At 63.6% G+C, this 26,812-nt stretch carries 22 protein-coding genes and 1 riboswitch; of the genes, 11 read left to right on the top strand and 11 right to left on the bottom strand.

Annotated features, from left to right (window positions below):
- Position 1 precedes the first annotated feature (1 nt).
- From AC07RZ_RS08865 to AC07RZ_RS08850, 4 genes are all read left to right on the top strand, one after another.
- Positions 2–427: a GtrA family protein gene (locus AC07RZ_RS08865; RefSeq protein WP_494667676.1), complete on the top strand. Its 426-nt coding sequence runs from the start codon at positions 2–4 to the stop codon at positions 425–427.
- Positions 417–2,576 carry a DUF6311 domain-containing protein gene (locus AC07RZ_RS08860; RefSeq protein ID WP_494667675.1) on the top strand — a complete coding sequence of 720 codons (2,160 nt, stop codon included), beginning with the start codon at positions 417–419 and terminating at the stop codon, positions 2,574–2,576. The genes AC07RZ_RS08865 and AC07RZ_RS08860 overlap by 11 nt, the downstream gene beginning before the upstream one ends.
- Positions 2,577–2,642: 66 nt before the next feature.
- Complete coding sequence (locus tag AC07RZ_RS08855; RefSeq protein ID WP_092395701.1) at positions 2,643–3,221, top strand: DUF4337 domain-containing protein; 579 nt, start codon at positions 2,643–2,645, stop codon at positions 3,219–3,221.
- Positions 3,222–3,248: 27 nt separating this feature from the next.
- Positions 3,249–3,467: a DUF6500 family protein gene (locus AC07RZ_RS08850; RefSeq protein WP_092395613.1), complete on the top strand. Its 219-nt coding sequence runs from the start codon at positions 3,249–3,251 to the stop codon at positions 3,465–3,467.
- Positions 3,468–3,528: 61 nt separating this feature from the next.
- Here AC07RZ_RS08850 and ettA read toward each other — a convergent pair whose 3' ends face one another.
- The 6 genes from ettA to AC07RZ_RS08820 form a co-directional block, all read right to left on the bottom strand.
- A complete protein-coding gene (ettA, locus tag AC07RZ_RS08845; protein WP_092395611.1) occupies positions 3,529–5,196 on the bottom strand; it encodes an energy-dependent translational throttle protein EttA in 1,668 nt (555 codons plus the stop codon).
- A gap of 77 nt (positions 5,197–5,273) precedes the next feature.
- Positions 5,274–6,164 (bottom strand): EamA family transporter RarD, encoded by an 891-nt coding sequence (gene rarD / locus AC07RZ_RS08840; RefSeq protein ID WP_144738198.1) that lies wholly within the window; start codon positions 6,162–6,164, stop codon positions 5,274–5,276.
- A 187-nt stretch (positions 6,165–6,351) separates the two neighbouring features.
- Positions 6,352–7,590, bottom strand: a complete 1,239-nt coding sequence (locus AC07RZ_RS08835) for a Bcr/CflA family multidrug efflux MFS transporter (protein WP_494667674.1) — start codon at positions 7,588–7,590, stop codon at positions 6,352–6,354.
- Between the two features lie 184 nt (positions 7,591–7,774).
- On the bottom strand, positions 7,775–9,013 hold the full coding sequence (locus tag AC07RZ_RS08830; protein WP_494667673.1) for an ArgE/DapE family deacylase: 1,239 nt from the start codon (positions 9,011–9,013) through the stop codon (positions 7,775–7,777).
- Between the two features lie 44 nt (positions 9,014–9,057).
- On the bottom strand, positions 9,058–10,164 hold the full coding sequence (gene alr, locus AC07RZ_RS08825; RefSeq protein ID WP_494667672.1) for an alanine racemase: 1,107 nt from the start codon (positions 10,162–10,164) through the stop codon (positions 9,058–9,060).
- 58 nt (positions 10,165–10,222) lie between these two features.
- Positions 10,223–11,509 (bottom strand): D-amino acid dehydrogenase, encoded by a 1,287-nt coding sequence (locus AC07RZ_RS08820; protein ID WP_494667671.1) that lies wholly within the window; start codon positions 11,507–11,509, stop codon positions 10,223–10,225.
- A gap of 137 nt (positions 11,510–11,646) precedes the next feature.
- Here AC07RZ_RS08820 and AC07RZ_RS08815 point away from each other — a divergent pair, with 137 nt between their 5' ends.
- Together AC07RZ_RS08815 and AC07RZ_RS08810 are read left to right on the top strand one after the other, a co-directional pair.
- Complete coding sequence (locus AC07RZ_RS08815; protein ID WP_092395599.1) at positions 11,647–12,138, top strand: Lrp/AsnC ligand binding domain-containing protein; 492 nt, start codon at positions 11,647–11,649, stop codon at positions 12,136–12,138.
- Positions 12,139–12,201: 63 nt separating this feature from the next.
- Positions 12,202–13,587, top strand: a complete 1,386-nt coding sequence (locus tag AC07RZ_RS08810; RefSeq protein WP_494667670.1) for an amidohydrolase family protein — start codon at positions 12,202–12,204, stop codon at positions 13,585–13,587.
- Between the two features lies 1 nt (position 13,588).
- Here AC07RZ_RS08810 and AC07RZ_RS08805 read toward each other — a convergent pair whose 3' ends face one another.
- From AC07RZ_RS08805 to AC07RZ_RS08795, 3 genes are all read right to left on the bottom strand, one after another.
- On the bottom strand, positions 13,589–14,239 hold the full coding sequence (locus AC07RZ_RS08805) for an alanyl-tRNA editing protein (protein ID WP_494667669.1): 651 nt from the start codon (positions 14,237–14,239) through the stop codon (positions 13,589–13,591).
- 81 nt (positions 14,240–14,320) lie between these two features.
- Positions 14,321–15,175, bottom strand: a complete 855-nt coding sequence (locus AC07RZ_RS08800) for a pirin family protein (RefSeq protein ID WP_144738204.1) — start codon at positions 15,173–15,175, stop codon at positions 14,321–14,323.
- Positions 15,176–15,198: 23 nt separating this feature from the next.
- On the bottom strand, positions 15,199–15,582 hold the full coding sequence (locus AC07RZ_RS08795; RefSeq protein WP_494667668.1) for a DoxX family protein: 384 nt from the start codon (positions 15,580–15,582) through the stop codon (positions 15,199–15,201).
- Positions 15,583–15,769: 187 nt separating this feature from the next.
- Between AC07RZ_RS08795 and AC07RZ_RS08790 the strand changes: the two genes are divergently transcribed.
- Entirely contained in the window at positions 15,770–16,681 is a 912-nt protein-coding gene (locus tag AC07RZ_RS08790; RefSeq protein ID WP_494667667.1) for a LysR family transcriptional regulator, read from the top strand.
- Between the two features lie 39 nt (positions 16,682–16,720).
- Positions 16,721–16,818, top strand: a riboswitch (Fluoride riboswitch).
- 75 nt (positions 16,819–16,893) lie between these two features.
- Positions 16,894–18,207 carry a voltage-gated chloride channel family protein gene (locus tag AC07RZ_RS08785; protein ID WP_494667666.1) on the top strand — a complete coding sequence of 438 codons (1,314 nt, stop codon included), beginning with the start codon at positions 16,894–16,896 and terminating at the stop codon, positions 18,205–18,207.
- Positions 18,208–18,242: 35 nt separating this feature from the next.
- Here AC07RZ_RS08785 and AC07RZ_RS08780 read toward each other — a convergent pair whose 3' ends face one another.
- Both AC07RZ_RS08780 and AC07RZ_RS08775 read right to left on the bottom strand, forming a co-directional pair.
- On the bottom strand, positions 18,243–19,493 hold the full coding sequence (locus AC07RZ_RS08780; protein WP_494667665.1) for an Hsp70 family protein: 1,251 nt from the start codon (positions 19,491–19,493) through the stop codon (positions 18,243–18,245).
- Positions 19,494–19,611: 118 nt separating this feature from the next.
- On the bottom strand, positions 19,612–20,628 hold the full coding sequence (locus AC07RZ_RS08775) for a DUF2804 domain-containing protein (protein WP_494667664.1): 1,017 nt from the start codon (positions 20,626–20,628) through the stop codon (positions 19,612–19,614).
- Between the two features lie 381 nt (positions 20,629–21,009).
- On the opposite strand from AC07RZ_RS08775, the gene AC07RZ_RS08770 reads away from it, so the two are divergent.
- From AC07RZ_RS08770 to AC07RZ_RS08760, 3 genes are read left to right on the top strand one after another with little or no spacing between them, the layout of a single operon-like run.
- Complete coding sequence (locus AC07RZ_RS08770; protein ID WP_494667663.1) at positions 21,010–22,455, top strand: Wadjet anti-phage system protein JetA family protein; 1,446 nt, start codon at positions 21,010–21,012, stop codon at positions 22,453–22,455.
- On the top strand, positions 22,442–23,182 hold the full coding sequence (locus tag AC07RZ_RS08765) for a DUF4194 domain-containing protein (protein WP_494667662.1): 741 nt from the start codon (positions 22,442–22,444) through the stop codon (positions 23,180–23,182). The genes AC07RZ_RS08770 and AC07RZ_RS08765 overlap by 14 nt, the downstream gene beginning before the upstream one ends.
- Entirely contained in the window at positions 23,179–26,799 is a 3,621-nt protein-coding gene (locus tag AC07RZ_RS08760; RefSeq protein ID WP_494667661.1) for an ATP-binding protein, read from the top strand. The genes AC07RZ_RS08765 and AC07RZ_RS08760 overlap by 4 nt, the downstream gene beginning before the upstream one ends.
- The last annotated feature ends 13 nt before the right edge of the window (positions 26,800–26,812 follow it).

The raw sequence follows: 26,812 nt of genomic DNA, 5'->3' as shown, positions 1-26,812 counted from the left end.
TATGCATCGCTTCAGGCGGTTCCTGATCTATGCCGCCGCCGGCGGCGTGGGCACGGCATGCCAGTACGCCGTCCTGATCCTGCTGGTGCAGGGCGGCCTGTCGGGGCCGGTGCCGGCTTCGGCGGCGGGTGCCCTGGCCGGCGCGATCGTCAACTACGGACTCAATTACTGGATCACCTTCAAGAGCCAGGCCGGCCATCTGCAGACAGCCAGCCGCTTCGGCCTGATCGCCGCCGCCGGCATCGCCCTGAATACCGGCCTGATGCACCTGCTGACCGTGCAGCTGGCGCTCAATTACCTGCTGGCGCAGATATTCTCTTCAGCGGCGGTGCTGGTGCTGACTTATTCCGCCAATACGCTTTGGACCTTCGGATCGAAACGTCCGCGCGACAAGGACGTCTCCCATCGTTCCCGACATGATGACTAGAAAATTTCCTCCCGTACTGCTTGCGGCGCTGATCGGCCTTGCCGCTTTTGTGTTCTATACCGGCGGCGCCATCGTCTGGCCGACTTCCACCGAGTGGCTGATGCGCGGCGATTTCGGCCAGCATTTCCTCGGCTGGAATTTCTTCCGCAACACGCCGATGCTGCAATTTCCCCTTGGCGCCAACCTGGCCTACGGCGAACTGCTCGGCAGTTCGATCGTGTTTACGGATTCGACGCCGTTGTTCGCATTCCTTTTCAAGCCCTTCGCGGCGCTCCTGCCGCAACCGTTCCAATATATCGGCATCTGGCTTGCCCTGACCGTCGTGCTGCAAGCGGTGTTTGCCTACAAGCTGCTGTCCCTGTTTTCCGCCGAGCGCCTGACGCTGTTTCTGGCGACTGCGTTTTTCGTCATCGCACCGCCATTGTGGTGGCGCATTTACCTCGAAGCGGAATCCTTGTCGGCGCACTGGCTTATCCTGGCCGGCCTGTACCTGTATTTCGGCGAAAGATTTCGCTGGCGCGGCTGGCTGCTCCTGCTCTGCGCGGCATCGCTGGCGCACGCCTACCTGCTGGCCATGGTGCTGGCGATCTGGATCGCCGACCTCCTGCAGCGCTGGCTGAAAAAGCAGGTTTCGCCATGGACGCTGGCAGGCCTTGGCCTGTCGACCGCCGTTTGCCTGGGATTGCTCATGTGGAGCACCGGCTACTTCATGCTGCGCGATGGCCTGAGCCAGCCGGTCGGCTTGAGTTATTACCGCATGAGCTTGCTGGGGCTGATCGACCCCATCGCCTGGTGGTCGACAGTGTTGCCGGACCAGCCTCGCGGCGGCGGCGAGTTCGACGGCTTCAGTTTCCTGGGAGTGGGGATGCTGGCCTTGCTGGCCGTTGTGGTCGTTTTATCGGTGTCGCGGTCGGTGTGCAGCAATGCCGCCCAGCGTCCGGCGCCGGCCTGGCGCTGGGCGACATTGCTGCCGTTGCTCATCGTCGCCTCGGGGTTGACCTTGCAGGCGCTGAGTTCTTATATCGGCTGGGCCAACCATGATGTGCTGGTATACCCGCTGCCGGCTTTCCTGCAAAAGATCCTGGGCATATTCAGGGCGTCGGGACGCATGTTCTGGCCGGTGTTTTACATGATCTACGCTGGCGTGTTTTACGCCGCCTTCAAGCTGGTCGACAAACGCTGGCTGCCATACCTGCTGGGCGCGCTGCTGGTGCTGCAGCTGGCCGACAGCAATGACGCCGCGTTGAATATCCGCAAAAGCATGCGCGAATACCGATGGACTTCCCCTCTGCAGTCCGCTTTCTGGAAACAGCTTCCGCCAGGCTATCGCCGGATCGCAATCACCATGCCGGCGGTGTATTCACCGGATTATTTTCCGATCGCCCTGTTTGCTTCGGAGCAGCGCCTGACCATCAACCACGGCTATTTCGCCCGGATCGACCAGAGCCGGCTGGTGACAGAGCAGCGCAAGGCTACCGAGGCCGTATTTACCGGCCGCTACGATCCGCAAACCTTGTATGTGTTCCTCGGCGATGCGCTTTCTCTCTCGCTCTGGGAGCAGGCGAAAATCACCGCCGGCCCGGATGACCTGGTTGCCGAACTTGACGGCTACCGGATACTGGCGCCAGGCTGGAAACACTGCAGCGAGTGCCAGCGTTCGAATCCGGCCTATGCCGCGGCGGCGCCAGCGCCGCCGGCTGACTACACGCTCGGTACGGCCATCGATTTCCGTACCGGCGGCAATGCCGGCCCCTATCTCACCGGCGGCTGGTCGGCAGCGGAAACCTGGGGCACCTGGACCAACAGCAATGCGGCAGCGGTGTGGCTGAACGTACCTGGCGTGCCAGGGCAAGCGATTGCCGCCGACCTGACGCTGGAAGTGCTCGGCCAAGCCTACGTCATGGCCAAACACCCGCAGCAGACCATCCAGGTTTCCGCCAACGGCCAGGCCCTGGGCGAGCTGCATTACACTACAAAAATCAACCGCGGCAAGCAAAGCCTGCGGATTCCGGCGGGGCTGCTTGAGAAAAACCATGGCAGGCTGCTGCTCTTGTTCACCGTGGCGGAAACGGTTTCGCCGTTGCAGGTGATGGAAAACAAGGACATGCGGGGCCTCGGCCTGGGCGCCATATCGATGGTGGTCCGCTGATTTCGGCTCCGGCCACGATCATTGCATTTACAATTGCCGTTTAACCTGTTTGCCGAGACCACAGCCATGTCCGAAGAATTCGAAGTTCCCAGTCCGCATGAACACCATATCGAGCACGTCACCGAGCACGCCCACGGCAGCGGCGACAATTTCGCCGGCAAGATCGCGGTGATGACGGCAATCATGGCGACCGTCGGCGCCTTGTTCAGCTACCAGGCCGGTTCCACCGAGAGTGCGGCGGCGATGAACAAGAACAACGCCGCCATCAAGAAAACCGAAGCGGCCAACCAGTGGAATTACTACCAGGCCAAGTCCAGCCGCCAGAACCTGGCTGAGCTGGCGACCCATATTCCGGGCGTCGACGCCGCGCACTACAGCGCTGAAGCAGCGCGCTACAAGAGCGAAAAAGAAGTCGTGCAGAAAAAAGCGGAAGCGCTCGAAGCCGAGGCCAGCGAGTGGGATGAAAAATCGGAGCTGGCGCTGCACCAGCATCACCGCTGGGCGCAGGCGATGACGGCGATCCAGATTGCGATTTCACTGGCGGCGATTACTTTGCTGACGCGCAAGGAGTGGCTGAAAAAGATGGCGTACGGCGCCGGAGCGCTCAGCGTGGTGCTGGGCACGCTGGCCTGGCTGCATATTTAACTGCGGTTGGGTAAAGAAGGAAATCCGATGAGGGCAAGCTTAAAAGAGAAAATAATTGATATATGCAACAAGAAAATCAATGACAAGGGCTTGGATGTAGGATTGTCGTTTTATGCATTCTTCGCGAACAAGAATGATAATCCAGCGTTACTCATGGAAGCTGCCGAATGGTGGATCATGACACATCAGCTGGACCATTTTGAAAAAGCGGTAAAGATCAAAAAAATGGTCGAGGAAATGGCTTAAGCCATCCACGTCAGAAAAACAGAAAGCGCAGTGCGCCTTCTGTCCCGCCACATCAAGTCAATCAGCGCGTCACCGGCTTGTAGCGGATCCGCTTAGGCTTGGCGCCTTCTTCGCCCAGGCGCTTGCGCTTGTCGGCTTCGTATTCCTGGTAATTGCCGTCGAAGAACGATACCTGCGACTCGCCTTCGAAGGCCAGGATGTGGGTGGCGATGCGGTCCAGGAACCAGCGGTCATGGCTGATCACCATCACGCTGCCGGCGAATTCCAGCAAGGCGTCTTCCAGCGCGCGCAAGGTTTCGACGTCGAGGTCGTTGGACGGTTCATCCAGCAGCAGCACGTTGCCGCCTTGCAGCAGGGTCTTGGCCAGGTGCAGGCGGCCGCGTTCGCCGCCGGACAGGTTGCCGACGATCTTTTGCTGGTCGCCGCCCTTGAAGTTGAAGCGGCCCAGGTAAGCGCGCGAAGGCATTTCAAAACGGCCGACGGTGAGGATGTCGGCGCCGCCCGAGACGTCTTCAAATACGGTCTTCTGGTCCGACAGGGAATCGCGCGACTGGTCGACGATCGATACCCGGGCGGTAGTGCCGATCACCACTTCGCCGCTGTCCGGCTGTTCCTTGCCGGTGATCATCTTGAACAGGGTCGACTTACCGGCGCCGTTGGGGCCGATGATGCCGACGATGGCGCCAGCCGGGATACGGAAGCTGAGATTGTCGATCAGCATGCGGTCGCCGAACGATTTCGACACGTTCTTGAATTCGATCACTTCATTGCCCAGGCGCTCGGCTACCGGGATGAAGATTTCCTGGGTCTCGTTGCGCTTCTGGTATTCGTGTTCGCTCAGTTCATTGAAGCGCGCCAGGCGGGCCTTGCTCTTGGCCTGGCGGCCTTTCGGGTTTTGCCGGACCCATTCCAGTTCCTTGGCGATGGTTTTCTGGCGCGACGATTCGGTCGCTTCTTCCTGCTTCAGGCGGTTGCCCTTCTGCTCCAGCCACGAACTGTAGTTGCCCTTCCACGGGATGCCGTGGCCGCGGTCCAGCTCCAGGATCCATTCGGCGGCGTTGTCGAGGAAGTAGCGGTCATGGGTGATGCCGACCACGGTGCCGGGGAAGCGCTGCAGGAACTGCTCCAGCCAGTCCACCGATTCGGCGTCCAGATGGTTGGTCGGTTCGTCCAGCAGCAGCATGTCGGGTTTCGACAGCAGCAGGCGGCACAGCGCCACGCGGCGCTTTTCACCGCCGGACAGGACGCCGATCTTGGCGTCCCAGGGCGGCAGGCGCAAGGCGTCGGCGGCCATTTCCAGCTGCAGGTCGAGGTTGCCGTCGCCGGCGGTGGCCAGGATATCTTCCAGCCGCGCCTGTTCCGCCGCCAGCGCGTCGAAATCGGCGCCTTCTTCGGCATAGGCGGCGTACACCGCATCCAGCTTGGCTTGCGCTTCAAACGCTTCGCCCAGCCCGCCTTCGACGGCCTGGCGTACGGTCTGTTCCGGGTCGAGCTGCGGTTCCTGCGGCAGGTAGCCGATGTTCAAGCCCGGCATGGGCACCGCTTCGCCCTGGATATCCTTGTCGATGCCGGCCATGATTTTCAGCAGGGTCGACTTGCCGGAACCGTTCAGGCCGAGCACGCCGATCTTGGCGCCGGGGAAAAACGACAGCGAGATATCTTTCAGGATTTGACGTTTGGGCGGCACGATCTTGCCGACCTTGTTCATTGTGTAGACGTATTGGGCCATGGGGAGCAATGATGATTAAGTGAATAGACAAGCAGTAAAGAGCTACCTGGACTGCCAAGAATAACCGATGTGGATGCTTAAGTCGAAGCGGCGGGGCGCGCTGCAAATGTCCGCCACAGGCCTTCGACCGAATACAGGGCCAAAGCCACCCAGATGACGATGAACCCTGTCAGCCTGGCGCCGTCCAGTTCCTCGTTATACAGCCACACGCCCAGCAGCAGCTGCAGCGACGGCGTGATGTATTGCAGCACGCCGACCAGCGACAGCGGGATGCGGCGGGCGCCGGCGGCGAACATCAGCAGCGGGATCGAGGTGATCGGGCCGGCGGCGACCAGCAGCCACTTGGTCGATGCCGAGGCGCTGGCGAAGGTATTGTGGTCCTGCACCGTAGTATACGCCAGGTAGGCCAGCGCCAGAGGCAGCGCCAGCGCCGTCTCCAGCGCCAGGCCGGGCAGCGCGCCGAGGCTGGCGGTCTTGCGCAGCAGGCCGTAGCTGCCGAACGTCACGGCCAGGGTCAGCGCGATCCATGGCGGATGGCCGGCCTGCCAGGTCAGCCACAGCACGGCGGCGGCGGCCAGGGCGATCGCCAGCCACTGCAGCAGGCGCGGCCGTTCGCGCAGGAAGATGAAACCGAGCGCCACGCTGACCATCGGGTTGATGAAATAGCCGAGGCTGGCTTCGACGATGTGGTTGTTGTTGACGGCCCAGATGTAGGTGGTCCAGTTGGCGGTCAGCAGCAGCGCGCTGGCGACGAAGCCGCCGATGACGCGCGGCTGGCGCAGCACCGGGCCGACCCAGGCCCACTGCTTGCGCACGGTCAGCACGATCGCCAGGAACAGGAACGACCACAGCATCCGGTGCATGACGATGTCGACCGGCGGAATCTCGGCTTCCAGCGCCTTGAAGTAAATCGGAAACAAGCCCCACAGGATGTAGGAGGCGATCGCATAGAACATTCCTGCTTGCATGGTGTGGGTCTGTAAAAAGGTGAGGGAGCGGCGCCGGGTTTCAGTTATGTTTCTGCCACTTGTTCCAGGCGCATTTAAACAACATCCAGCATTTTACGCATAAGCGGCGCGCCTGACGTTGAAGATGCGCATATGGCCGCCTGGCCAGACAGCCTTAACTCCTGGAAAGCGCCCGCCGTCTGCGCGCTCACGGCCGCGCTGCGGCCTGCAGCAGGCGGCGGTGTTCAGGCCGCGCCGCCAAACGATGCAGCAGCAGGCCGCCGACGCCGCAGCTCGCCATCACCACCATCAGCGGCAATGCCGTGCCGTCATGCCACAAGCTCATGCTGACGCCGGAGGTGATGCCGAGCGTGAACTGCAGGGTGCCCATCAGCGCCGACGCGGTGCCGGCCTGCTTGCCTTGCTGCGACAAGGCGATCGCCGATGCGTTCGGGCTGATGAAACCGTAGCAGGCCAGGTAGCCGAAGAAACCGGCCAGCAGCACCGGCAGGCTGTTGACGCCGCAAGCCACCAGCAATGCTATCGACAGGCTCAGCAGGGCCGGCAGCCACAGGGCGCGGCCGAGGATGGTGTCGAGCGAATATCTGCCGACCAGCCGGGCGTTGACCTGCGAGGCGGCGATCAGGCCGAAGGCATTGGCGCCGAACACGAAGCCGAAATGCTCAGGCTTGATGCCATGCAGTTCGATCAGCACAAAGGAGGAGCCGGTAATGTAGGCAAACATGCCGCCCTGGAGCAGGCCGCCGACCAGGCTGTAGGCGACGAACTGGCGGTCCAGCAGCAGCCGGCCGTATTGTTTCAGGGTGCGGCCCAGGTGCAACGGCGCGGCCTGGCGGCGGTCCAGCGTTTCCTGCATGGTGTAGTGGATCGCCACCAGGCAAAACAGGCCGAAGGCGGCCAGGCCGCCGAAAATCACGCGCCAGCCCCAGAACTTGAGCACGCTGCCGCCGATCAGCGGCGCCAGGATAGGCGCCAGGCCCATCACCAGCATCATCAGCGAAAACGCCCTGGCGGCGCCGGTGGTGCCGAGCCGGTCGCGGACCACGGCGCGCGCGATCACCATGCCGGCGCAGCCGCCCAGGCCTTGCAGGAAGCGGAACACGATCAGCGCAATGACGTCTTGCGACACCATGCAGGCCAGCGAACCCAGCAGGTACAGCGCCATGCCGACATACAGCGGCGGCTTGCGGCCGAAACGGTCGCTCAGCGGCCCGTAGAACATCTGGCCGACCGCGAGCCCGACCAGGAAGCTGGCCAGGGTCAGCTGCACCAGGTTGCTGCCGACCCCGAACTGCTGCGCGATGGTCGGGAAGCTCGGCAGGTACATGTCGATCGACAGCGAGCCGATGGCGGTCAGCGCGCCAAGTAAAAGAAGCCAGCCCGGGAGCAGTTTCTCCGGGGCTGAAGTTGCAGTAGTGTTTGTCATGGGATGCTTGGAGTAGCGCCAGTTGCTGGCGCTGGGTTAAATATGTACAGCAGGCGGAAAGCGCTGGCAGGAACTGCCGGGATGCGGCACAGATATACGATCCGTGCGCTCAAGCGATGGCTAATGTTACACCAACATCGGCATGTCTGCCGGGAGGCGCTTGGGCCCGCCCGGCAATCGCGGTTTATTGTGCGAGGAAATCGAGCAAAGTCAGCGCCACCACTTTGGTGGCTTTGCGCAGGTCGTCCAGCGCGAGATTTTCATCGGCCTGCTTGGCGTTCGATTCCATCAGCGTGCGCGGACCGGCGCCGTACAGCACCACTGGAATGCCGTGTTCGCCGTACAAGCGGGCATCGGTGTAGAGCGCCGAGCCGTTGGCCGGAATCGCTTCGCCTAAAACGGCTTGCGCATTCTTCTGCACGCTGGCCAGCAGTTTTTCGTGGCCCGGCAAGGGCCGCAGCGCGCGCGCCAGCAGCAGGCGCTTGATGTCGACGCGGATGCCCGGCAGGTCGGCGACAGCGGCAGCGATCATGGCCCGCACGTCGGCTTCGACAGCCGCCGGGTCTTCTTCCGGAATCATGCGGCGGTCCATCTTCAGCACCACCTTGCCCGGCACGACATTGGTGTTGGTGCCGCCGTCGATGCGGCCGACGATCATGGTCGGATGGGTGATGCCGGGAATGGCCGAACTGATTTTTTTCAGGTCGGGCAGCTTGGCGTAGATCGCCTGCAGGACCTTGGCCGCGGCCTGCAATGCATCGTGGCCGGTTTCCGGCATCGAGCCGTGGGTCGCCTTGCCGTGCACCGTCACTTCGAACTGCAGGCAGGCGTTGTGCGCGGTGAGGACGTTGTAGCTGAAGCCGGGGCCGATCACCAGGTCCGGTTTGGTCAGCTGGTTTTCCAGCAGCCAGGCCGGCCCCAGCAAGCCGCCGAATTCTTCGTCATAAGTGAAGTGCAGTTCGAGCGTACCCTTGAGCGGCACGCCGAGCGCTTCCAGCGCGCGCACGGCAAAAATGTAGGTGGCGAAATCGCCTTTGGACACCGTGGTGGCGCGGCCGTAGATGCGGCCGTTTTCGATCTCGCCGCCATACGGCTGTTTGGTCCAGCCTTCGCCTGGCGGCACCACGTCGCCGTGGGCGTTCAGCGCCAGCACCGGGCCGGCGCCGGCATACTGGCGGCGGATGATCAGGTTGGTGATGCTCTCCATGCCGTAGTCTTTGACGGCGGCGGCCGGCACCGGGTGCTTCTCGGCTTGCCAGCCCCAGGCGGCGACCAGCTCGGCCACGGCGTCGGCGTGCGGCGCGTTGTTGCCGGGCGGGGTGTCGGTGGGAATGCGGACGATCTTTTGCAGGAATCCGACTTCTTCGTCAAAGTGGCCGTCGATCCAGGTGAGCAGCTGGTCGGATAAGGTTGTATTGGACATGGCGTGAAATTAAATGATTGCAGGACCGGGTTCGAGAGCTGGCATCACTGCCCGACATACTCCCGATAGTAGCGCATTCCCAAGCCGGTCAGGATTTCATAGCCGATGGTCCCGGCCAGCCGCGCGACGTCGTCGACCGGGCGGCTGGGACCGATCAGTTCGACCAGCGCGCCCGCCTGCAGCCGTTCGGCGGCGATGCCGGTGACATCGATAGTGATCGAATCCATGGAGACGGTGCCGACCATCGGCGCGGCCTTGCCGTCGATGAACGCGACGCCGCGGTTGCTCATGGCGCGCAGCCAGCCGTCGGCATAACCGACGCCGACGGTAGCGATCTGCCGCTGTTCTGTGGCGCTATAACTGATGCCGTAGCCGACATGGTCGCCGCGCTCGATGGTGCGGGTTTGCAGGATGCGGCCATGCAGGGCGGCTACCGGCTGCAGCGGATTGGCGGCGCCGGCCACCGGCGCGATGCCGTACAGCGCGGCGCCGGGGCGGACCAGGTCGAACTGGTAGCCGGTCCCCAGGAAAATCCCGGAAGAATTGGCCAGGCTGGCCGGCACCTGCGGCAGGCGCTGCCGCAGTGCCTTGAAACGCGCCAGCTGGCTGGCGTTCATCGGATGGTCCTGGTGTTCGGCGCAAGCCAGGTGGCTCATCAGGAACAGCGGCGGGATGGTTTGCCGGTACAGGGGGTGCGCCAGCCAGGCTTCGGCTTCGGCCGCCGGCAAGCCCATCCGCGACATGCCGCTGTCGACCTGGACGATGGCCGGCAGCGGCCGCTGCAGCGCTTGCGCCAGCGCATGCCAGTCCTGGATCTGCTGCAGGCTGTTGAGCACCGGCGTCAGGCCGTGCCTGATGAATTCCTGCCCGGTGCCGGGCGGCGGCCCATGCAGCACGAACACTTGCGCGGTTGCCGGCAAATGCGGGCGCAGCGCAATGCCCTCGTCGAGGTGGGCGACAAAGAAGTGGCGGCAGCCTTCCGCCGCCAGCGCCGGCCCGACCCGTTCCGCGCCCAGGCCATAGGCATCGGCCTTGACGGCGGCGCCGCAGGCAGCCGATCCGGCTTGCTTGCGGAGCAGGCGATAGTTACTGCGCAGGGCGTCGAGATCGACGGTCAGGATTGCGCCTGCATGTGCCGCTTGTGGATGCATGATGTGTATCGTTCAGAAAACGGTGATGACGATGATATCTGCCGCGGCAGGAGCCGCGTCAGGCGTAAGCGGGGTGCTCGCTTTGCGCGCCATGCCTGCTGTAGCGGCCGACCGCCAGGTCGTCCGCGGCAATCGCCGGCCGCTTGCCGGAGATCAGGTCCGACAGCAGCTGCGCCGAACCGCAAGACATGGTCCAGCCGAGCGTGCCGTGGCCGGTGTTGAGGAACAGGTTGCGGATATGGGTGGCGCCGACGATCGGCGTGCCGTCCGGCGTCATCGGCCGTAAGCCGGTCCAGAAACTGGCGGCGGCGGTGTTGCCGGCGCCCGGGAACAGGTCGTTGACCACCATCTCCAGGGTGGCGCGCCGTTTCGGCTTGAGGGTCTTGTTGAAGCCGACGATCTCGGCCATGCCGCCGACCCGGATGCGGTTGTCGAAACGGGTGATGGCGATCTTGTAGGTTTCGTCGAGGATGGTCGAGACCGGCGCCGCTTCGGCGTCGACGATCGGCACCGTGATCGAATAACCTTTCAGCGGATACACCGGGATATCCAGCAGCGAGCCGAGGAAGCCGGTCGAATAGGCGCCCAGCGCCACCACGTAGCTGTCTGCCTGCAGGTGTTCGGGGCCGCACTGGACGCCGGCGATCTCGCCGTTGGCCAGGGTCAGCGCATCGATCTGCAGGTTGTAGCGGAAGCGCACGCCCAGTTCTTCGGCCATCCTGGCCAGCCGGGTGGTGAACATCTGGCAGTCGCCGGTTTCATCGTTCGGCAGGCGCAGGGCGCCGCTCAGCTTGTGCTTGACCGCTTCCAGCGCCGGTTCCGCCAGCGCCAGCTGGTCCGGCGTGAGCAACTCGAACGGCACGCCGGTGTCTTGCAGGACCTGGATATCCTTGGCGGCGTCGTCCAGCTGCTGCTGGCTGCGGAATACCTGCATGGTGCCGAGCTGGCGGCCTTCGTAAGCGATGCCGGTATCGGCGCGCAACACCTTGAAGCAGTCGCGGCTGTATTCAGCCAGGCGCACCATGCGTTCCTTGTTGACGGCGTAGCGGGCCGCGCTGCAGTTGCGCAGCATCTGCCACATCCAGCGCAGCTGGAACAGGGTGCCGTCGGGGGTGATCGAGAGCGGTGCGTGCTCTTGCAGCATCCACTTCAATGCTTTCAGCGGGATGCCGGGCGCAGCCCAGGGCGAGGCGTAGCCGGGGGATATCTGGCCGGCGTTGGCAAAACTGGTGTCTTGCGCCGGACCCGGCAGGCGGTCGATGACCGTCACTTCGTGGCCGGCACGGGCCAGGTAATAGGCGCTGGTGACGCCGACCACACCGCTGCCAAGAATGAGCACCCGCATCTTGATTCTCCCTAACGCCTGAATTGGTTTTTATTTGCAGTAATAAGCGCTATGCTAATAGCTAATTTACAGCATTTGTTACTGTATAAATCGATATATTCAGGATTTAACACTAAAAATACCAGCAAATTCGAGACATGAGAATCTACAAGGAATCAAGCCGCACCCTGGACAAGCTGGACCGCCATATCTTGCGTTTGCTGCAGCAGGACGGCCGCATGTCGATGAAGGACCTGGGCGAGCAGGTCGGCTTGTCGATCACGCCATGCATCGAGCGCGTCAAGCGGATGGAACGCGACGGCGTCATCGACGGTTATTACGCCCGCGTCAACCCGGCCGCGGTCGGCGCCAAGCTGCTGGTTTTTGTCGAGATTACGCTGAATCAGAAATCGGCGCATGCCTTCGAACAGTTCCGGCGCGAAGTGCTGCGCATCCCGGAGGTGCTGGAATGCCACCTGGTGTCCGGCGATTTCGATTACTTGATCAAGGCCCGCATCCGCGAAATGGCGGAGTACCGCAAACTGCTGGGCGACATGCTGCTGCAGTTGCCGGGCGCGGCGCAGTCCAAGAGCTATGTTGTAATGGAGGAAATCAAGGAAACGCTGGCATTGTCGATGGAAAGCAAGTAGCGGCGTCTTCCTCGGTTTCATCTCGTGGACTCATTCAAATAACAACGCCAACGGAGACCGTAATTGAAACTATTCGCCTTGATCGCGGCGGCTGCGCCGTTCCTTTTCCCGCCTGCCCTCGCGCAAACGCCGCAACCGCAACCCCCTGCAATTACCGCATTCGTCGCGGTCAACCTGCTGCCTATGGATACCGACCGTATCGTGCGCAACCAGACCGTGCTGGTCGAGAACGGCAAGATTGCCGCGATCGGGCCGGCGGTTCCGATTCCAAAGGGCGCGCGCATCGTCGACGGCCACGGCAGCGCGTTCCTCTCGCCCGGGCTGGCCGACATGCACGTCCATTCGGACACTGCCGACGACATGCTGGTCTACCTTGCCAATGGCGTCACCACAGTGCTGAACATGGGCGAGGCGTCTAACGGTTTCATGGCGGAAGTGCGGCCTGAGATCAATCGCGGCAAGCTCGCCGGACCGCATGTCTATGCCGGTTTCCTGGTTGACGGGACGCCGCAGTACGGCCACTTCGTGGTGGCGACGCCGGAGCAGGCGCACGCCATCGTCGGCCTCGCCAAAACCAATGGCTACGAATTCATCAAGGTCTACAACAACCTGTCGCCGGCCGTGTTCCAGGCGCTCATCGAGGAAGGCAAGGACCAGCACATTGCGCTCATCGGCCACGGCGTCACCCGGGTCGGCCTGGAACGCCAGCTCGACGCGGGACAGGTCCTGGTGGCCCATGCCGAAGAGTTTTTCTATACGACGTTTTCCCATCCTGAGAAAAAAAACGCGGGCCCATCGGGGCAAATGAACAGCGCGCCTGATCCTGCCGAGATTCCGGCGGCGATCGCTTTCATCAAGCGCAACAAGGCTTTTGTCACGGCCGACCTCATCACCTACGCAACGATCGCGCAGCAGTGGGGCAAGCCGGAAGTCGTCGAGGGTTATCTGCGCGCGCCCGAAACCCGGTATGTGTCGCCGGCCCGGCGGATTCGCTGGCGGGAGGACGATTATGCGGAACGCCAAGGCAGTCTTGACGCCCGGGTCGCATTCCTGAAACGTTTCATCAAAGAGATGGCGCAGGCCGGCGTGCCTCTGGTGACAGGCACCGATGCGCCGGCCATTCCCGGCCTGGCGCCCGGTTTTTCCTTGCACGATGACCTGCGCGCCCTGGAGCAGGCCGGCCTCAGCCGGTACCAGGTCCTTTCCGCCGCTACCCGCACGCCGGGTGAACTGATCCGCCGTTCCGTGCCCAACGCCGAGTCGTTTGGCACGATCGCAGTGGGCAACCGCGCCGACTTGATGCTTTCCGCGAAAAATCCGCTGGACGATCTCTCGACCTTGCGGGCTCCGCTCGGCGTCATGGCCAACGGCAACTGGCATCCCGAACCCGAACTGCGCGCGCTGCTGGAGCAGGTCGCGGGCAAGTACGAGCGCGCCTTCAAGCCCTGATTCAGGCGGCGCTCTCCAGCAAGCTGATTTCGATGCGCTCCTTGCCCTTGCCGATATTCTTGCGTTTCAGCCTGAGCGCGCCGACCTCGGCGGTCGAGCGTGGATGGGTGCCGCCGCAAGCCATCCTGGCGAATCCGGCGACTTCCCAGTAGCGCCGCTGCGCCGCTTCATCGGTGAAGGCGGTGACGATAGGCAGGTCGGCCTGGAGCAGGGCGGCCACCTCGCTTTCGATCTGCGGTAGCAGCACGGCAATGCTGCCTTCGTGGGCAAAATCGATGCGCCCTTTGTCGGCTGAGATATGGGCGCCGATGCGTTCGATGCCGGGCCGCAGCTTGTACACCAGCTGCAGCACCATTTCGGCGGCGAAGTGCAGCCGCATCAGGCGATAGCGGCGGTCCCAGTCGATCGCCACTTCGACCGCGCTGCCTGCCTGCAGGCCATGCCCCGGGGCCAGCGTGTAGAGAATGTCCAGGCCGTCTTTTTCCGCGGACAGCACGGGATGGCCGGCCACGGTGCCGTGGTCGCTTTCCTGGCCGCCGGAAAAGGCGAAGAAAATGGTTTCCGCGAGGCGGATGCGGTCGTTGTCGACGGCCACGACCTGGGTGTCAAGCGTGGTGCGGTAGGGATCTTGCCAGAAGAGCTTGCGTGTCATGGCCGGCTGGAATGATGAGATGTCCGTCAAGCATACCAAAAGGGGCGAGCTGGTTGCTCGCCCCTTTCTCTTTTTCCGCTCTCAGATCTTGCCGTCGCGGAAATCCTGGATCGCCTGCTCTACCTGTTCGCGGGTGTTCATCACGAACGGTCCCCACTGCGCAATCGGCTCGTTGAGCGGCTTGCCGGCAATCAGCAGGAAGCGGCTGTTGCCTTGGGCCTGCAGGCTGACGCCGGCGGCATCGGCGCTGTTGCTCAGGATCGCCATGCGGCCGGCTGGTGCGCTGCGGCCGTCTTCGCCGATGCGCAGCGCGCCCTCGAACACGTACAGGAAGGCGTTGTGCCTGGCCGGGATCGGCAATTCCAGCTGCTGGCCGCCCTCCAGCTGCACGTCCAGGTACAGCGGCTCGGTGTGCGGCCTTTGCACCGCGCCGGCGGTGCCGAAAGCGGAGCCGGCAATCACCTTCACCTTGACGCCGGGCTGCGGCGAAACTTGCGGAATCTGGTCGGCCTGCAGGTCGCGGTAGCTGGGGGCGACCATCTTGTCGCCGGATGCCAGGTTGAGCCATAGCTGGAATCCGCTCATCAGGCCGTCTTCCTGTTCCGGCAGTTCCGAGTGCACCAGCCCGCTGCCGGCCGTCATCCACTGCACGCCGCCCGCCTGCAGCAAACCTTCGTTGCCGGCATTGTCGCGATGGCGCATGCGGCCGGCCAGCATGTAGGTGACGGTTTCAAAGCCGCGGTGCGGATGGTCGGGGAAACCGGCAAGATAGTCTTCCGGTTTGTCCGAATGGAAATTGTCGAGCATCAGGAACGGGTCGAGCCGGCGCTGCAGGTCGTTGGTGAGGACCCGCACCAGGCTGACGCCGGCGCCGTCCTGGGTGTTGATGCCGGTGACCAGGCGTTCGAGCTGGCGGTTGAAAAGGGGTTTGTTCATAAAATCCTCCGGGCAGGTCGCGTTTATTTTTTTGCATCCGTATCGACCGCCGCCAGCATGAGCAGGGCGCCGATGATCGAGATGTTTTTCAGGAAATGATTCAGCTGGTTTTGCACGCTGGCGGGATCTGCCTGCCAGAAACGATGCGCCGCCAGGGTGGCGCCGACCGTGAACAGCGCTACCACGAGTGCTGCGGGGCGCGCGTTCCAGCCGGTCATGATCGCCAGGCCGCCGCCGACCTCGACCAGGATGGTGACAAGCACGGCGAAAGTCGCGAATGGGATGCCGAGGCTGCTCATGTAGCCGACCACGCCGGAAAACGCGGTGATTTTCAAGAGGCCCGAAATGACGAACAGGGAGGCCAGCAGGACCCGGCCGATACGATACAGTGTTGGTGAAGTTTGCATGATGGTTCCAGTCTATAAAAGAGTTTTAAAGGGTTTCGATGTAAGTAAGCGTTTGCAAGCCGCTGTATCGATGGATGATTGCGTATCTGGTGCAGCGGACGAAACCATCTTATGCTTCCCGCTCCTCGCCGGATATTGATAATCTTGAGATAATCAGTATCTAATTATTGGATATTGTTGGATCGCCATGAATATCGAACGGTTATCGCTGGATCAATTGCGGGTGTTCGCCCAGGTGGCCGACAGCGGCAGTTTCCTGGCCGCGGCGAAGGCGCTGCAGCGCGCCCAGTCAGCGGTCAGCTATGCCATCGGCACGCTGGAAAACCAGCTTGGATTGCCATTGTTCGACCGCAGCAGCTACCGGCCGCAGCTGACGGCTGCCGGCATCGAGCTGCTGCGCGATGCGCGCCAGGTGCTGGACCAGGTCGATGCCCTGCAGGCGCGTGCGGCCGCTTATGCGCATGGCCAGGAACTGGAAATCACGCTGGCGCTGGACGTGTTTTTCCCGACTGCGGCGCTGGTGGCGTTGCTGGGCGACTTCCGGCAGGCGTTTCCCGGCGTTACGGTGCGGCTGGAGATCGAAGCGCTGGGTTCGGTTGCCGAGCGCGTGCTGGACGGCGTGGCGATGCTGGGCGTGCTGGGCACCTTGCCTATCGTTCCCCCCAATTTGCTGCGCATCAGCTTGCCGACGGTGCTGCTGGCCGGCGTCGTGGCGCCGATTCATGCGCTGGCGCAGTTCCGCGGCCGCATCCCCGGCCATGTGCTGGAACAGCAGGTGCAGCTGGTGCTGAGCGACCGCAGCGCGCTCACCGCCAACCAGGATTTTTCGGTGCATTCCTCGCTGTCCTGGCGCATGAGCGATCTTGGCACCAAGCACGCCTTGCTGCGGGCCGGCATGGGCTGGGGCTATATGCCGCAGCATGTGGTGGCGGACGACCTGGCGAGCGGCCGGCTGGTGCGTATCCAGACCGCCGGCCATCCGCCGGAGGGAGCGGCGCTACCGATGCAGTGCGTGTACCGGCCCGACCGCGAAGTCGGGCCTGCGCTTGCCTGGTGGCTGGACGCGCTGGCGAAGCTGACCAGTTTCGATCAGGGCTGAGGCTTGCGCCGGACATCGGTGTCCGGCACAATGCTGGCGTAGTGTTTCGGAGATGGCATTCCTCCCTGAACCGCCGCTTTTGACTTGAGCCTTCGCAATCTCTCCAGCCAAACGCAGCTGATGATGCCTGCAAGTTCCTGGACGGGATCTGCAGGCGTGCGCGCTTTCCTTGCCATCCAGGTTTGAGTCCTTCAAATCTCGCACCTTTATCCATGAAAAACACACATTACCCTGAACAGCTGCTGATGCTGGCGTATCTCGCGCGCTGGCTGATACTGGCGTCGGTGGTCGGCGCGCTGGTCGGCCTGGCGTCGGCAGCGCTGCTGCTGTCGCTGGAGTGGGCCACGGATACCCGCAACGCTCATCGCTGGCTGCTGTGGCTGTTGCCGCTGGCGGGGTTTGCGGTCGGCCTGGCGTATCACTTGCTGGGCAAGTCGGTGGAAGGCGGCAACAACCTGCTGATCGACGAAATCCACGATCCCCGGCGCATCGTGCCGAAACGCATGGCGCCGCTGATCTTGCTGGGCACCGTGGCCACCCACCTGTTCGGCGGCTCGGCCGGCCGCGAGGGAACGGCGGTGCAGATGGGCGGCGCCCTGGCCGACATGGTGACCCGCATCGGCCGGCTAGGGCCGGACGAGCGCCGCATCCTGCTGATGGCCGGCATCAGCGCCGGTTTCGCTTCGGTGTTCGGCACGCCGCTGGCGGGCGCGGTGTTCGGGCTGGAAGTGCTGGCCATCGGCCGCTTGCGCTACGACGCCATCCTGCCTTGTTTCATCGCCGCCATCGTCAGCGACCAGGTGCCGGCATTGCTCGGGGTGCACCACACCCACTATGCGATTCCCTTCGTGCCGCATTTCAGCATCGCGATCTTCGCCGCCACGCTGGCCGCCGGCATCGTGTTCGGCCTGGTCGGCATGGTGTTCGCGCAAGCCACCCACGGCTTGTCGCGCCTGGTCAAGCGCCTCATCAAGTTCCCGCCGCTGCGGCCGTTCGCCGGCGGCGTGGCCGTGCTGCTGCTGGCTTTGCTGCCGGGCACCGACAAATACCTGGGGCTGGGGATTCCGACCATCGTCGAGGCATTCGAGAAACCGCTGCCGCTGTACGACTTCGCCGGCAAGATCGTGTTTACGGTGACGACCCTGGCGTCAGGCTTCAAAGGCGGCGAGGTGACGCCGCTGTTCTATATCGGCGCGACGCTGGGCAACGCCCTGGCCCAGCTGCTGTCCATGCCGGTTCCGGTGCTGGCCGGTCTGGGATTCGTGGCGGTCTTCGCCGGCGCCGCCAATACGCCGATTGCGTCGACCATCATGGCGATCGAATTGTTCGGACCGGAGATCGGCGTGCTGGCCGGCATTGCCTGCGTCGTCAGCTATCTGTTTTCCGGCCATACCGGGATTTACCACGCGCAGCGGATCGGCCACGGCAAACGCCTGGCGATCCCGGAAGGCATGCGCCTGTCGGAGCTTGCCGGCTTGCGCAAGCGCGGCGGCAAGGCGGATAAAACCGACGACAGCGCCGGCTAGCAGCCGATCATCCTAAGTCCGACAGGCTGCCAGGTTCAGCCGAACTTGCGCACCGCATCCAGCGCCAGGCCGGCGCCGATGCTGCCGAACAGGTCGCCTTCGACCGCTTTTGCCGCCGGCGCCAGGGCCGCGATCTTGTGGCGCAGCAGCTGTACGCCGCTGGAGCCGCCGGTAAAAAATACCGTATCGACTTGCGCCGGCGTCACGCCGGCGTCGCGCAGCAGGTTGCCCACGGTGTCTTCCACCGTGCCCACCAGGTGCGCGATGCTGTCGTTGAACTGCTGGCGCGTCAGGCTCAGGGCCTGGCCGGGAGCGATGCGGTCCAGGCTGAGCTGCACCGTTTCGGCGTCGGACAAGCCGATCTTGCCTTGCTCCACTTGCAGCGCCAGCCAGTGCCCGGCGCGTTGTTCCACCAGGTCCAGCAGCCGGCTGAATTTCTCGCGTTCGACCGTTTCGCGCTGCACGTCCTTCAGCTGCAGCCACGCCTTGCGGGTATAGATCTGGTTGATGGTGTGCCAGGTCGCCAGGTTGAAGTAATAGCTGGACGGCACTTCACTGTTGTTCACCAGGCGGCTGCCCAGTCCCAGCATCGGCATCACGCTGGACAGGCTTAGGTATTTATCGAAATCGGTGCCGCCGATGTGCACGCCGCCGGTGGCCAGGATGTCGTCGCGCCGTTCGCTGTTGCCGGCGCGCTGCGGCGACAGGCGCACCAGCGAAAAGTCGGAGGTGCCGCCGCCGATGTCGGCGATCAGCACCAGCTCCTCGCGCTCTATGCTGGATTCATAGTCGAAGGCGGCGGCGATAGGTTCGTACTGGAAGGCGATGTGCCGGAAACCGACGGCGCGGGCGATTTCCGCCAGCGTATCTTCGGCGCGCTGGTCGGCGGCCGGGTTGTCGTCGACAAAAAACACCGGGCGGCCCAGCACCACGCTCTGGAAATCCTTGCCGGCAGCCTGTTCGGCGCGGGTTTTCAGTTCCGCGATGAAATGGCTCAGCAGGGCGCGGAACGGCAGCGCGCGGCCGCCGACCTCGGTCTGGGCGTCGATCAGGCTGGAGCCGAGCAGGCTCTTCAGGGAACGCATCAAACGCCCCTCGTAGCCGGCCAGGTAAGCGCTCAGCGCGGCGCGGCCGAAACTGAAGGCGTCATCTTCGGCGTTGAAGAAAACCACCGAAGGCAAGGTGACCTTGCCGTCTTCCAGCGGCAGCAAGGCGCTTTGTCCGGGCCTGCTCCAGCCGACGGTGGAATTAGACGTGCCGAAATCCACGCCGCAAGCATTTGACATCGCCATGCCTCACAAATGAAAAATTGGCCGGCAATGGTATACCAAACATATTGGCGGTGCAGGGGAAATGCGGCAGGTGTTGGAAAATTGCGAATCGCTATGTTGGTGCACAGCAACGTCACCAGCGCGAGAAGTGTTCCTCGGTCACGCCCACCAGGTGCTCCACCGGACGCGGCGCGGCGTTGCGCTCCGGCTTGACCCAGCCGCTGAAACTCCCTATCGGCTGGATATAGCGGGTGGCGGCGACCAGCAGGTTCTTGTTTTCGTGGCGCGCGCCTTCCGGCATGAACTGCAGGTCGAGCAGGCCGTCGTCGGTATAGATATGCCACGGCGCCAGCGGCGCCGCCAGGTCGTACTCGAACCGCACGTGGCCGAGCGCATGCAGCTGGCCGTCCAGCCACAGCACGTTCTCCTGCTTGCCGAAATAGCCTGCCTGCAGGTTGAAGCCGATATCCAGGCCGTGGGCGGAGGCCCAGCGCCACTCTGTATTGCGCGCCAGCAAGCCGTTCGAATAATCGAAGCTGGCGACGCCGCCGTCCAGTGCATAGCGCTCGTCGCCAGCGCGCACTTCGCCGGTCAGCGGCATGCCCGGCGATTTCTGGGTGGCGTGCACCGAGCCGTGCACGATCGGGCCCACTGCCAGGAACAGGGGAGCGGCCCGGCTGGCGTCGAATTCGGCCTCGAGCTCGAACTGCTCGCATTGCACGCTGAGCTGGTATTTGCCGCCAACCTCGGCGCCGGCGAGCGGCGGCCGGTAATCGATGCGGTTGCCGAAACAGTGGAAACGGCTGGGGCCGTCCGGCCGGTCGCTGACTCTGGCGCTCAGGCCGGGTATGCCGTCCTGCGAGAAACCGGCGATCTGCTTGCCCAGCTGGCGGTCGAAGACATAGGCGAAAGCGGTATTGGTCCAGCCGACGTCGACAATCGCGATCCCGCACAGCAGCCGCGGCGTCGACAGCGCCACGTATTGCCAGCGTTTGTGATGGAAGCGCCGCCACAGCTTGCCGCGCGCATACGGCGGAGCCAGGGCCGACCAGTCGATGGTCCCGGTCTGGCCGGCATAGCGCCCCATGCATGGCTGGCCGTCGGCAGCGATGACATTGGCCGGAGCCGCGGGCAGGGACAAGGGGGTCATGGGAAGCGGCGGCGCATCAGTGCGCGCCAAGCGGTGTTGCCAAGGCTGCCAGGCCGCTGGCGCCCGGTTTGCGCTGGATCGTCATGCTGGGATGGCTGGTGGGGCGGCTCGATGGCACGGTGTCTCCTGGCGGATAGGCGGGGAATGTCTGGCGGCATTCTAGCAATGGATGTTACGGATGGCCCGGCTTTCTGTCCACTGTATAAAATACCGGCTCGATATAGCCGGTGCGCGCCGGCGCGACCCTTTACAATGGCGGGTTAGGCTTTAATTTACACAATTACGCCGCCGGCAATATCGCCAGGCGCCAATACCCGATATATTTTCGTTTTTGCAACGTATTTTTGTAACGCATTTCCGTAGCTAAGGCAGGCAACCCGATTGTTTTTTGAACCAGACCGACTCAATTTTTTCAGGCCGCTGGCCGGCAAGCACCGCGGCGTAGTGGTGGCTTGCGTGCGTGCGCTGTATGAGCGGCTGCACGGCCCCAGCGCCGACTATGGCCAGAACCTGACGCGCGACGGCTTGCGCGACCTGCTGCTGCCGGTGGTGCAGGAGTCGCGCCAGGTCATGCTGGCGCAGGAAGAGGCAGCGGCGGACGCAGGGCTGGCCGACGACGACCTGATTCCCGCCGGCGCCGACGACCAGCAAAGCAGCAGTGCATTGCTGAGCACCCTGCTCAGGGACGGCTGGCTGGAGACCTTCGGCGACCGCGCCGGCCTGGTCACCGCCTACCGCTTCACGCGCGCCGGCAAGCTGTTTGCCGAAGCGTTCTGGGCCATAGACCGGCGCAGCGCGCGCACCCGCCAGCGCAACGTGCGCAGCTGCCGCAATGCGCTCAACGCCGCGCTGCGCAATGTCGACGCCTACGACCTGATCGACGCCTACGACTACGCCGAAAAAGTGATCAGCGATTTGTCGGAAGGCGTCGATTATTTCCAGGAGCTGGTGCGGCGCCTGATGCTGGAAGCGTCGCAAACGCCGTGGGACGGTTTCATGGAATTCCTCGACCGCTTCGAAAAGGAATTCAAGAAGCAGCTCACGGCCGACAGCATCGAACGCCACCGGCAGGCGATCCGCGACGTGATTGCCCGTTTGCACAGCCTGGAGCATGACAAGTCGCAGGCGCTGGAAGACCAGCTCAACGATATCGCCCGCTGGGCCAGCCAGGAACGGCAAGGGCCGTCAACGCTGGAGTGGATGCTGGACCGCATCGAAGAAATGGTGGAAGCGGCTTGCACCACCAAACATCCTGAACTGATCAAGGCCATGAGCGTCTACATGCAGCGCGCCGCCAGCATCGTGCAGCAGGCGCTGATGCTGCGCGGCGGCCAGACCCGGCAAGCCTACAGCGTGGCGATCAGCAAGACCGCCAAGCTCAGCGGCGCGGCGCAGGACGCCTTGCTGGAACGGATCGGCGCCGCCATCGCGCCGGCCGAAATCCGCCTGCTCGATCCGGCCGGCTTCAAGCTGCGCAGCGCTTCGCAGCGGCGCAAGGCGCTGACCGTGACGGCACAGCCGAAAGTGACGCGCGACGCCCGGCTGGCGGCCGCCATGTACCGCGCCGAGGCCGACGCCTTCGCCCTGTCCAACGACGACATCGTGCACCGCATCCGCGCCGAGCTGCGCTTGCGCGACCGGCCGATCCGGCTGTCGACCTTGCCGGTGGCGACCACCACCGACGTCCTCAACAACATGCAGGTGGTGGAAGCCGTGCGCGGCGCGCGCGACGACCGGCTCACCGTGCAGAAACTGCCGGGCAAGCTCTGGAACGAGTTCTATGCCGGCGACGATTACCAGATCGAGATGAAACATGACCCTGAATGAAACACTGAACCAGCAGCTGGCGCTGCACAACCTGCCGCTGGAGCGTTTCCGCGAAATCGTCGGACGCCTGTTCGCCGCCGGCATCGTGCTGCGCGAGGAAGACGGCGTCGAGCAGCGCCTGTACGACGATGCGCGCCGCATCGAAACCTGCCTGGGCGATTATTTCCAGCTCGGCGGCTTCCGCCTTGAGCACAACCTGAAAGGCGAATTCTTTCGCCTGTATGCGCCCGGCGCCGAAGTGCCGGGTTTGCCGGAAGACGGGCTGGAACCGGTGCCGGGTTTGCGCGCCAGGCTGTCGCCCGATTTTGTCGCGGCGGCGCTGGCGCTGCGCTTCCAGTACCAGCAGGGCTTGTCGGAAGGCGGCAACCGCTTGACGGATTCCGGCGAGGTGCTGACGCGCTTCGAGGAGTTGTCGGCGACCCTGCAGACGCAGTTGAAGCGCGCACTGCCGCCCACCAGCATCGAGCGCCAACGCCTGCTCAACGATCTCAAGCGCCATCGGCTGATCCGGCTGGCGCCGAATTTTTCGATGGACGATGAGGACGCCCTGCTGGCGATCCGGCCGACCATCCTCGGCATCATCAGCGACGACATGCTGGAAGCCGCGCTGGAATCGGAGCCGCTGCCGGCCGGCGCCGGCAGCGAGCCAGAACCTGCCAGCCGGCAAGCCGGCGTCGAAGCGGAAGACGAATTTACAGCGCAAGGCATTGAAGGAAACGTGGAATGAAGCTGGATAAACTGATCCTGGTTAACTGGGGCGCCCTGCGCTCGCAGGAATACCCGATGGGCAACATGACTTTGCTGACCGGCCCTACCGGCTCCGGCAAATCGACCATGCTGGACGCCTTGCAAACCGTGATGACGGCTGTCTACCAGAATATTTTCAGCTACAACCCGGGCCAGGACGAGACCACCCAGGGCGCGCGCAACGGCAAGACCAAACGCACCCTGTGGTCTTACATCGTCGGCGCCGAAGATAACCTGTTCGCCCGTCCCAACGGCGCGCACGGCTACATCGCCGCGGTGTTCAAGCCGAGCGAGGGCGAGGAGGGACGCGAATTCACCGCGCTGGTGGCGGCTTCCGCCCGCGTCGACGGCGCCGGCGAGCGTCGCCAGGCGGTGTCGGAACGGCTGGCGCTGCTGATCATCGACGGCGTCGCGCTGCAGCTGGGCGACCTGACGTCGACCGAGATCGACGGCGGCATGGCGGTGGTGGCGGTGGAAAAGATCGAGCATCACCTGGCCGGGAAATACCGCGGCATCACCAATTTCCGCGACAGCAAACGCGAGTACCTGTGCCAGCTGTACGGCCGTTTCCGCGGCCAGAAAACCGTTTCCTTCGCCGAAGCGGAAAGCGCGGCGCGGGCCTGGAGCCAGTCGATTGCGCACAAGCCGATCGGCAGCGTCGACGACCTGGTCAAGCACCAGATCCTGGAACTCGACACCAGCCAGCTGTCGCAGCGCATCGGCCAGATCAGCAAGCTGATGCGCCAGGTCAACGAGCTGCGCAAGGAAGGTGAACGCCTGAGCGACAACGTCAAGCGCCTGGAGCTGCTCGGCAAGGCTGTCGGCGACACGGCGCGCGCGCATCAATCCGCCAGCCAGTCGCAGCTGCTGGTGTCGTCGCTGACCCTGCGCGAAGACCAGCGCCAGCTGGAAGCCGCTGCCTCGGCCATCGAGGGATTGCAGGCGCTGATAGCCGACGAAACCGAGAACGCCGACAAGCTGGAGCAGGACCGCGGCGCCAAGAACCGCAGCCTGACGCAGGTCCATGCGCAGATGATGGGCATTCCTGCGGCCGAACAGAAGAGCCGGATCCAGAATCTGATCGAGCAGAACGACGGCAAGATCAAGGCGGTGTTCAGCGCGTTGCAGCACAACGCCCTGGCCGCCCAGCAGCTGGAAACCGCGGCGCGCAGCGTGGCCGGCATGCAGATCCCGCCGGAACAGAAGGAAATCGCCAACGCCGCGCGCCAGGTAGTGCTGGCGCTGTCGGCAGCCGGCACGCTGGACCTCGCGGCGCACCTGCGCAGCATCGCCGAGCTGGCCAAGGCGGACGAAGTGGATGTGCTGAAATCGCTGATGCTGGTCAGCGGCTTTGAAGGCGTCGATGCCGCCTTGGGGAAACTGCACGCTGCGCTGGCCGGCACGGAGCATAGTTTCGTTTCAGCCTTGCACACGCAGATTGCCCAATTGCGGACGGCCGAGCACGACGCCTTGCGCCACGAAAAAGACGCCGCCTCGCGCAAAGCCAACCTGGCCGAAGGCGGCGCCGACTACCCGCAGCATATCCGCCATGCGCTCAAGGAATTCCGCTCCGAGCTGGGCGCGGCGCGGGCGCAGGTATTGTGCGACCTGGTGGAGCCTCTGTCGACAGAGTGGCAGGCAGCGATCGAAGGGTATCTCGGCGGCGCCCGTTTCAACCTGGTGGTGGACCAGGCGTGGGAGAGCAAGGCGATCGATTTCGTGCGGCAGAAGAAACTGCGCGCCAATGTGATCCAGGGCAGCTTCTGCCTGAAAAACCTGAAAATCGAAAGAACCCCGAGCGACTCGATCGTGCACGAACTGAGCACTGAGCATCCGATTGCCCATGCCTATCTGCACGACCAGTTCGGCCAGGTGGTCAAGGTGGCCGATACCGAAGCCCTGCGCCATACTTCGCGCGGCCTGACCCGGGACGGCAAGGGCAGCGGCTCGCGCACCATGTTCACCGCCGATACCGACCTGCTGGTGTTCGGCCAGGAAGCCAAGCGCCTTGCCAAGCAGCGCGCCGAACAAGAGCATGCGCACGCAGAGCAGGAGCTGATCCGGATACGCGCCCAGCTACGCGAGCTGCAGGGCGCGCTGGCCTTGATGGGGCAGCTCCAATGCCCGTCGTTTGCCGCGATCGACGAACTGGAAAACCTGGTGCGCGAGCTCGACGCCGCACGCCAGGACCTGGGCCGGCTTGACCTGACCCAGGTCAGCAAGCTGGAAGACGAAGCGGAAGCCCTGGGCATTGAAATCGCCGCCCTGGAAGCGCGCAAGACCGCTTGCAGCAAGAATATCGGCGGCCATGAAAAGGCCATACAGGGCCACCAGGCCGCGCTGACGCGCCTGCATTTCGGCCTCGGGGCCAAGCAGGCGCGGGTCGACAGCGATGCCGAAAAACTGCGCGACCTGTGCATCGTCAACGGCAGCCTGTCTTTCACCGCGCTGACGGACGAAGTGGCGGCGTGGGTAAACGAAGGCAGCCATTCGCAATCGCAGGCCGCCGCCAGCGTCGCCAAACAGACCGCCCTCAGCTGGCAGCTGTACGGCGACGCCCGCAACGCCCTGGGCGAATACCACGCCCATGCGCGCATCGACGAACGGTTTGAAACGGCCCAGGGCGACGATCTGCGCGATGGCGATTTCACGCCGCTGTACGCGCTGATGGTGACCTTGCAGGAACGCACCCGGGCCCAGCTGACGCGGCAGAAAGATATCGGCCTGATCAAGAACCTGGAGCAGCTGCGCACGGCCGAAGCGTCGTTCAACGATGTATTCACCAAGCAGTTCTGCTACGAAATCCGCAACGCGGTCGATACCGGCGTGCGCACCTTGAAGACGCTCAACACCGAACTCGACAAGCTCAAGTTCGGCACCGATAAGTTCCGCATCGACTGGTCGGAATGGATCCCGGAATTCAAGGCTTACTACGATTTCTTTTGCGCCACCTCGGAAATGTCGGATACGCAGGAAGCCGGCAACCTGTTTGCCGATCCCGTCCTGAGCCCGGAAAACTGCCAGGTGCGCGATCGCCTGGTGCAATTGCTGCTGTCGGACGACGAAGACAAGGCGGTCAAGGAACTGCAGCGGGTTGCCGACTATCGCAACTACCGGCGCTATGAAATCTACAAGGAATCCGATACCGGTTCGCATGTGCGTTTGTCGGAGTGGGGCACCGGTTCCGGCGGCCAGCTGGAAACGCCGGCTTACATCATCCATGCGGCCGTCGTCACCAACCGTTTGAAGCGTTTCGAGAAGGGCGCCAGCCTGCATCTGCTGGTCAATGACGAATCGTTCGCCAAGATGGATGAAGGGCGCGCGCGCGACGTCTTGAAATTCCTGCGCGATAACCTTGGCATGCAACTGATCTGCGCCATGCCGACCAAACACGCCGGCGCGATCAAGCCGGAGTTCTCGCGCGAATGGAGCTTCAGCCGCACCGTGGCGGACGGCAACGGCGAAGTCGGGTTTGTCTCGGAGTCGGACGAACGCGAACTGCGCTCGGACAAGCTGCGCGAACTGTGGGAACTGCGGCGGGCCCAGGTGCGGGAGCAGGCGCAGATCAATTTCGAGGCAGCCGAGCAGGCTGCGTAAACAGGGGTAATTA

The organism is Collimonas sp. GW821-FHT07E08 (assembly GCF_059418905.1).
Note: the sequence above shows the minus strand (reverse complement) of the source record. Positions and strands in the feature narration are given on the sequence as shown.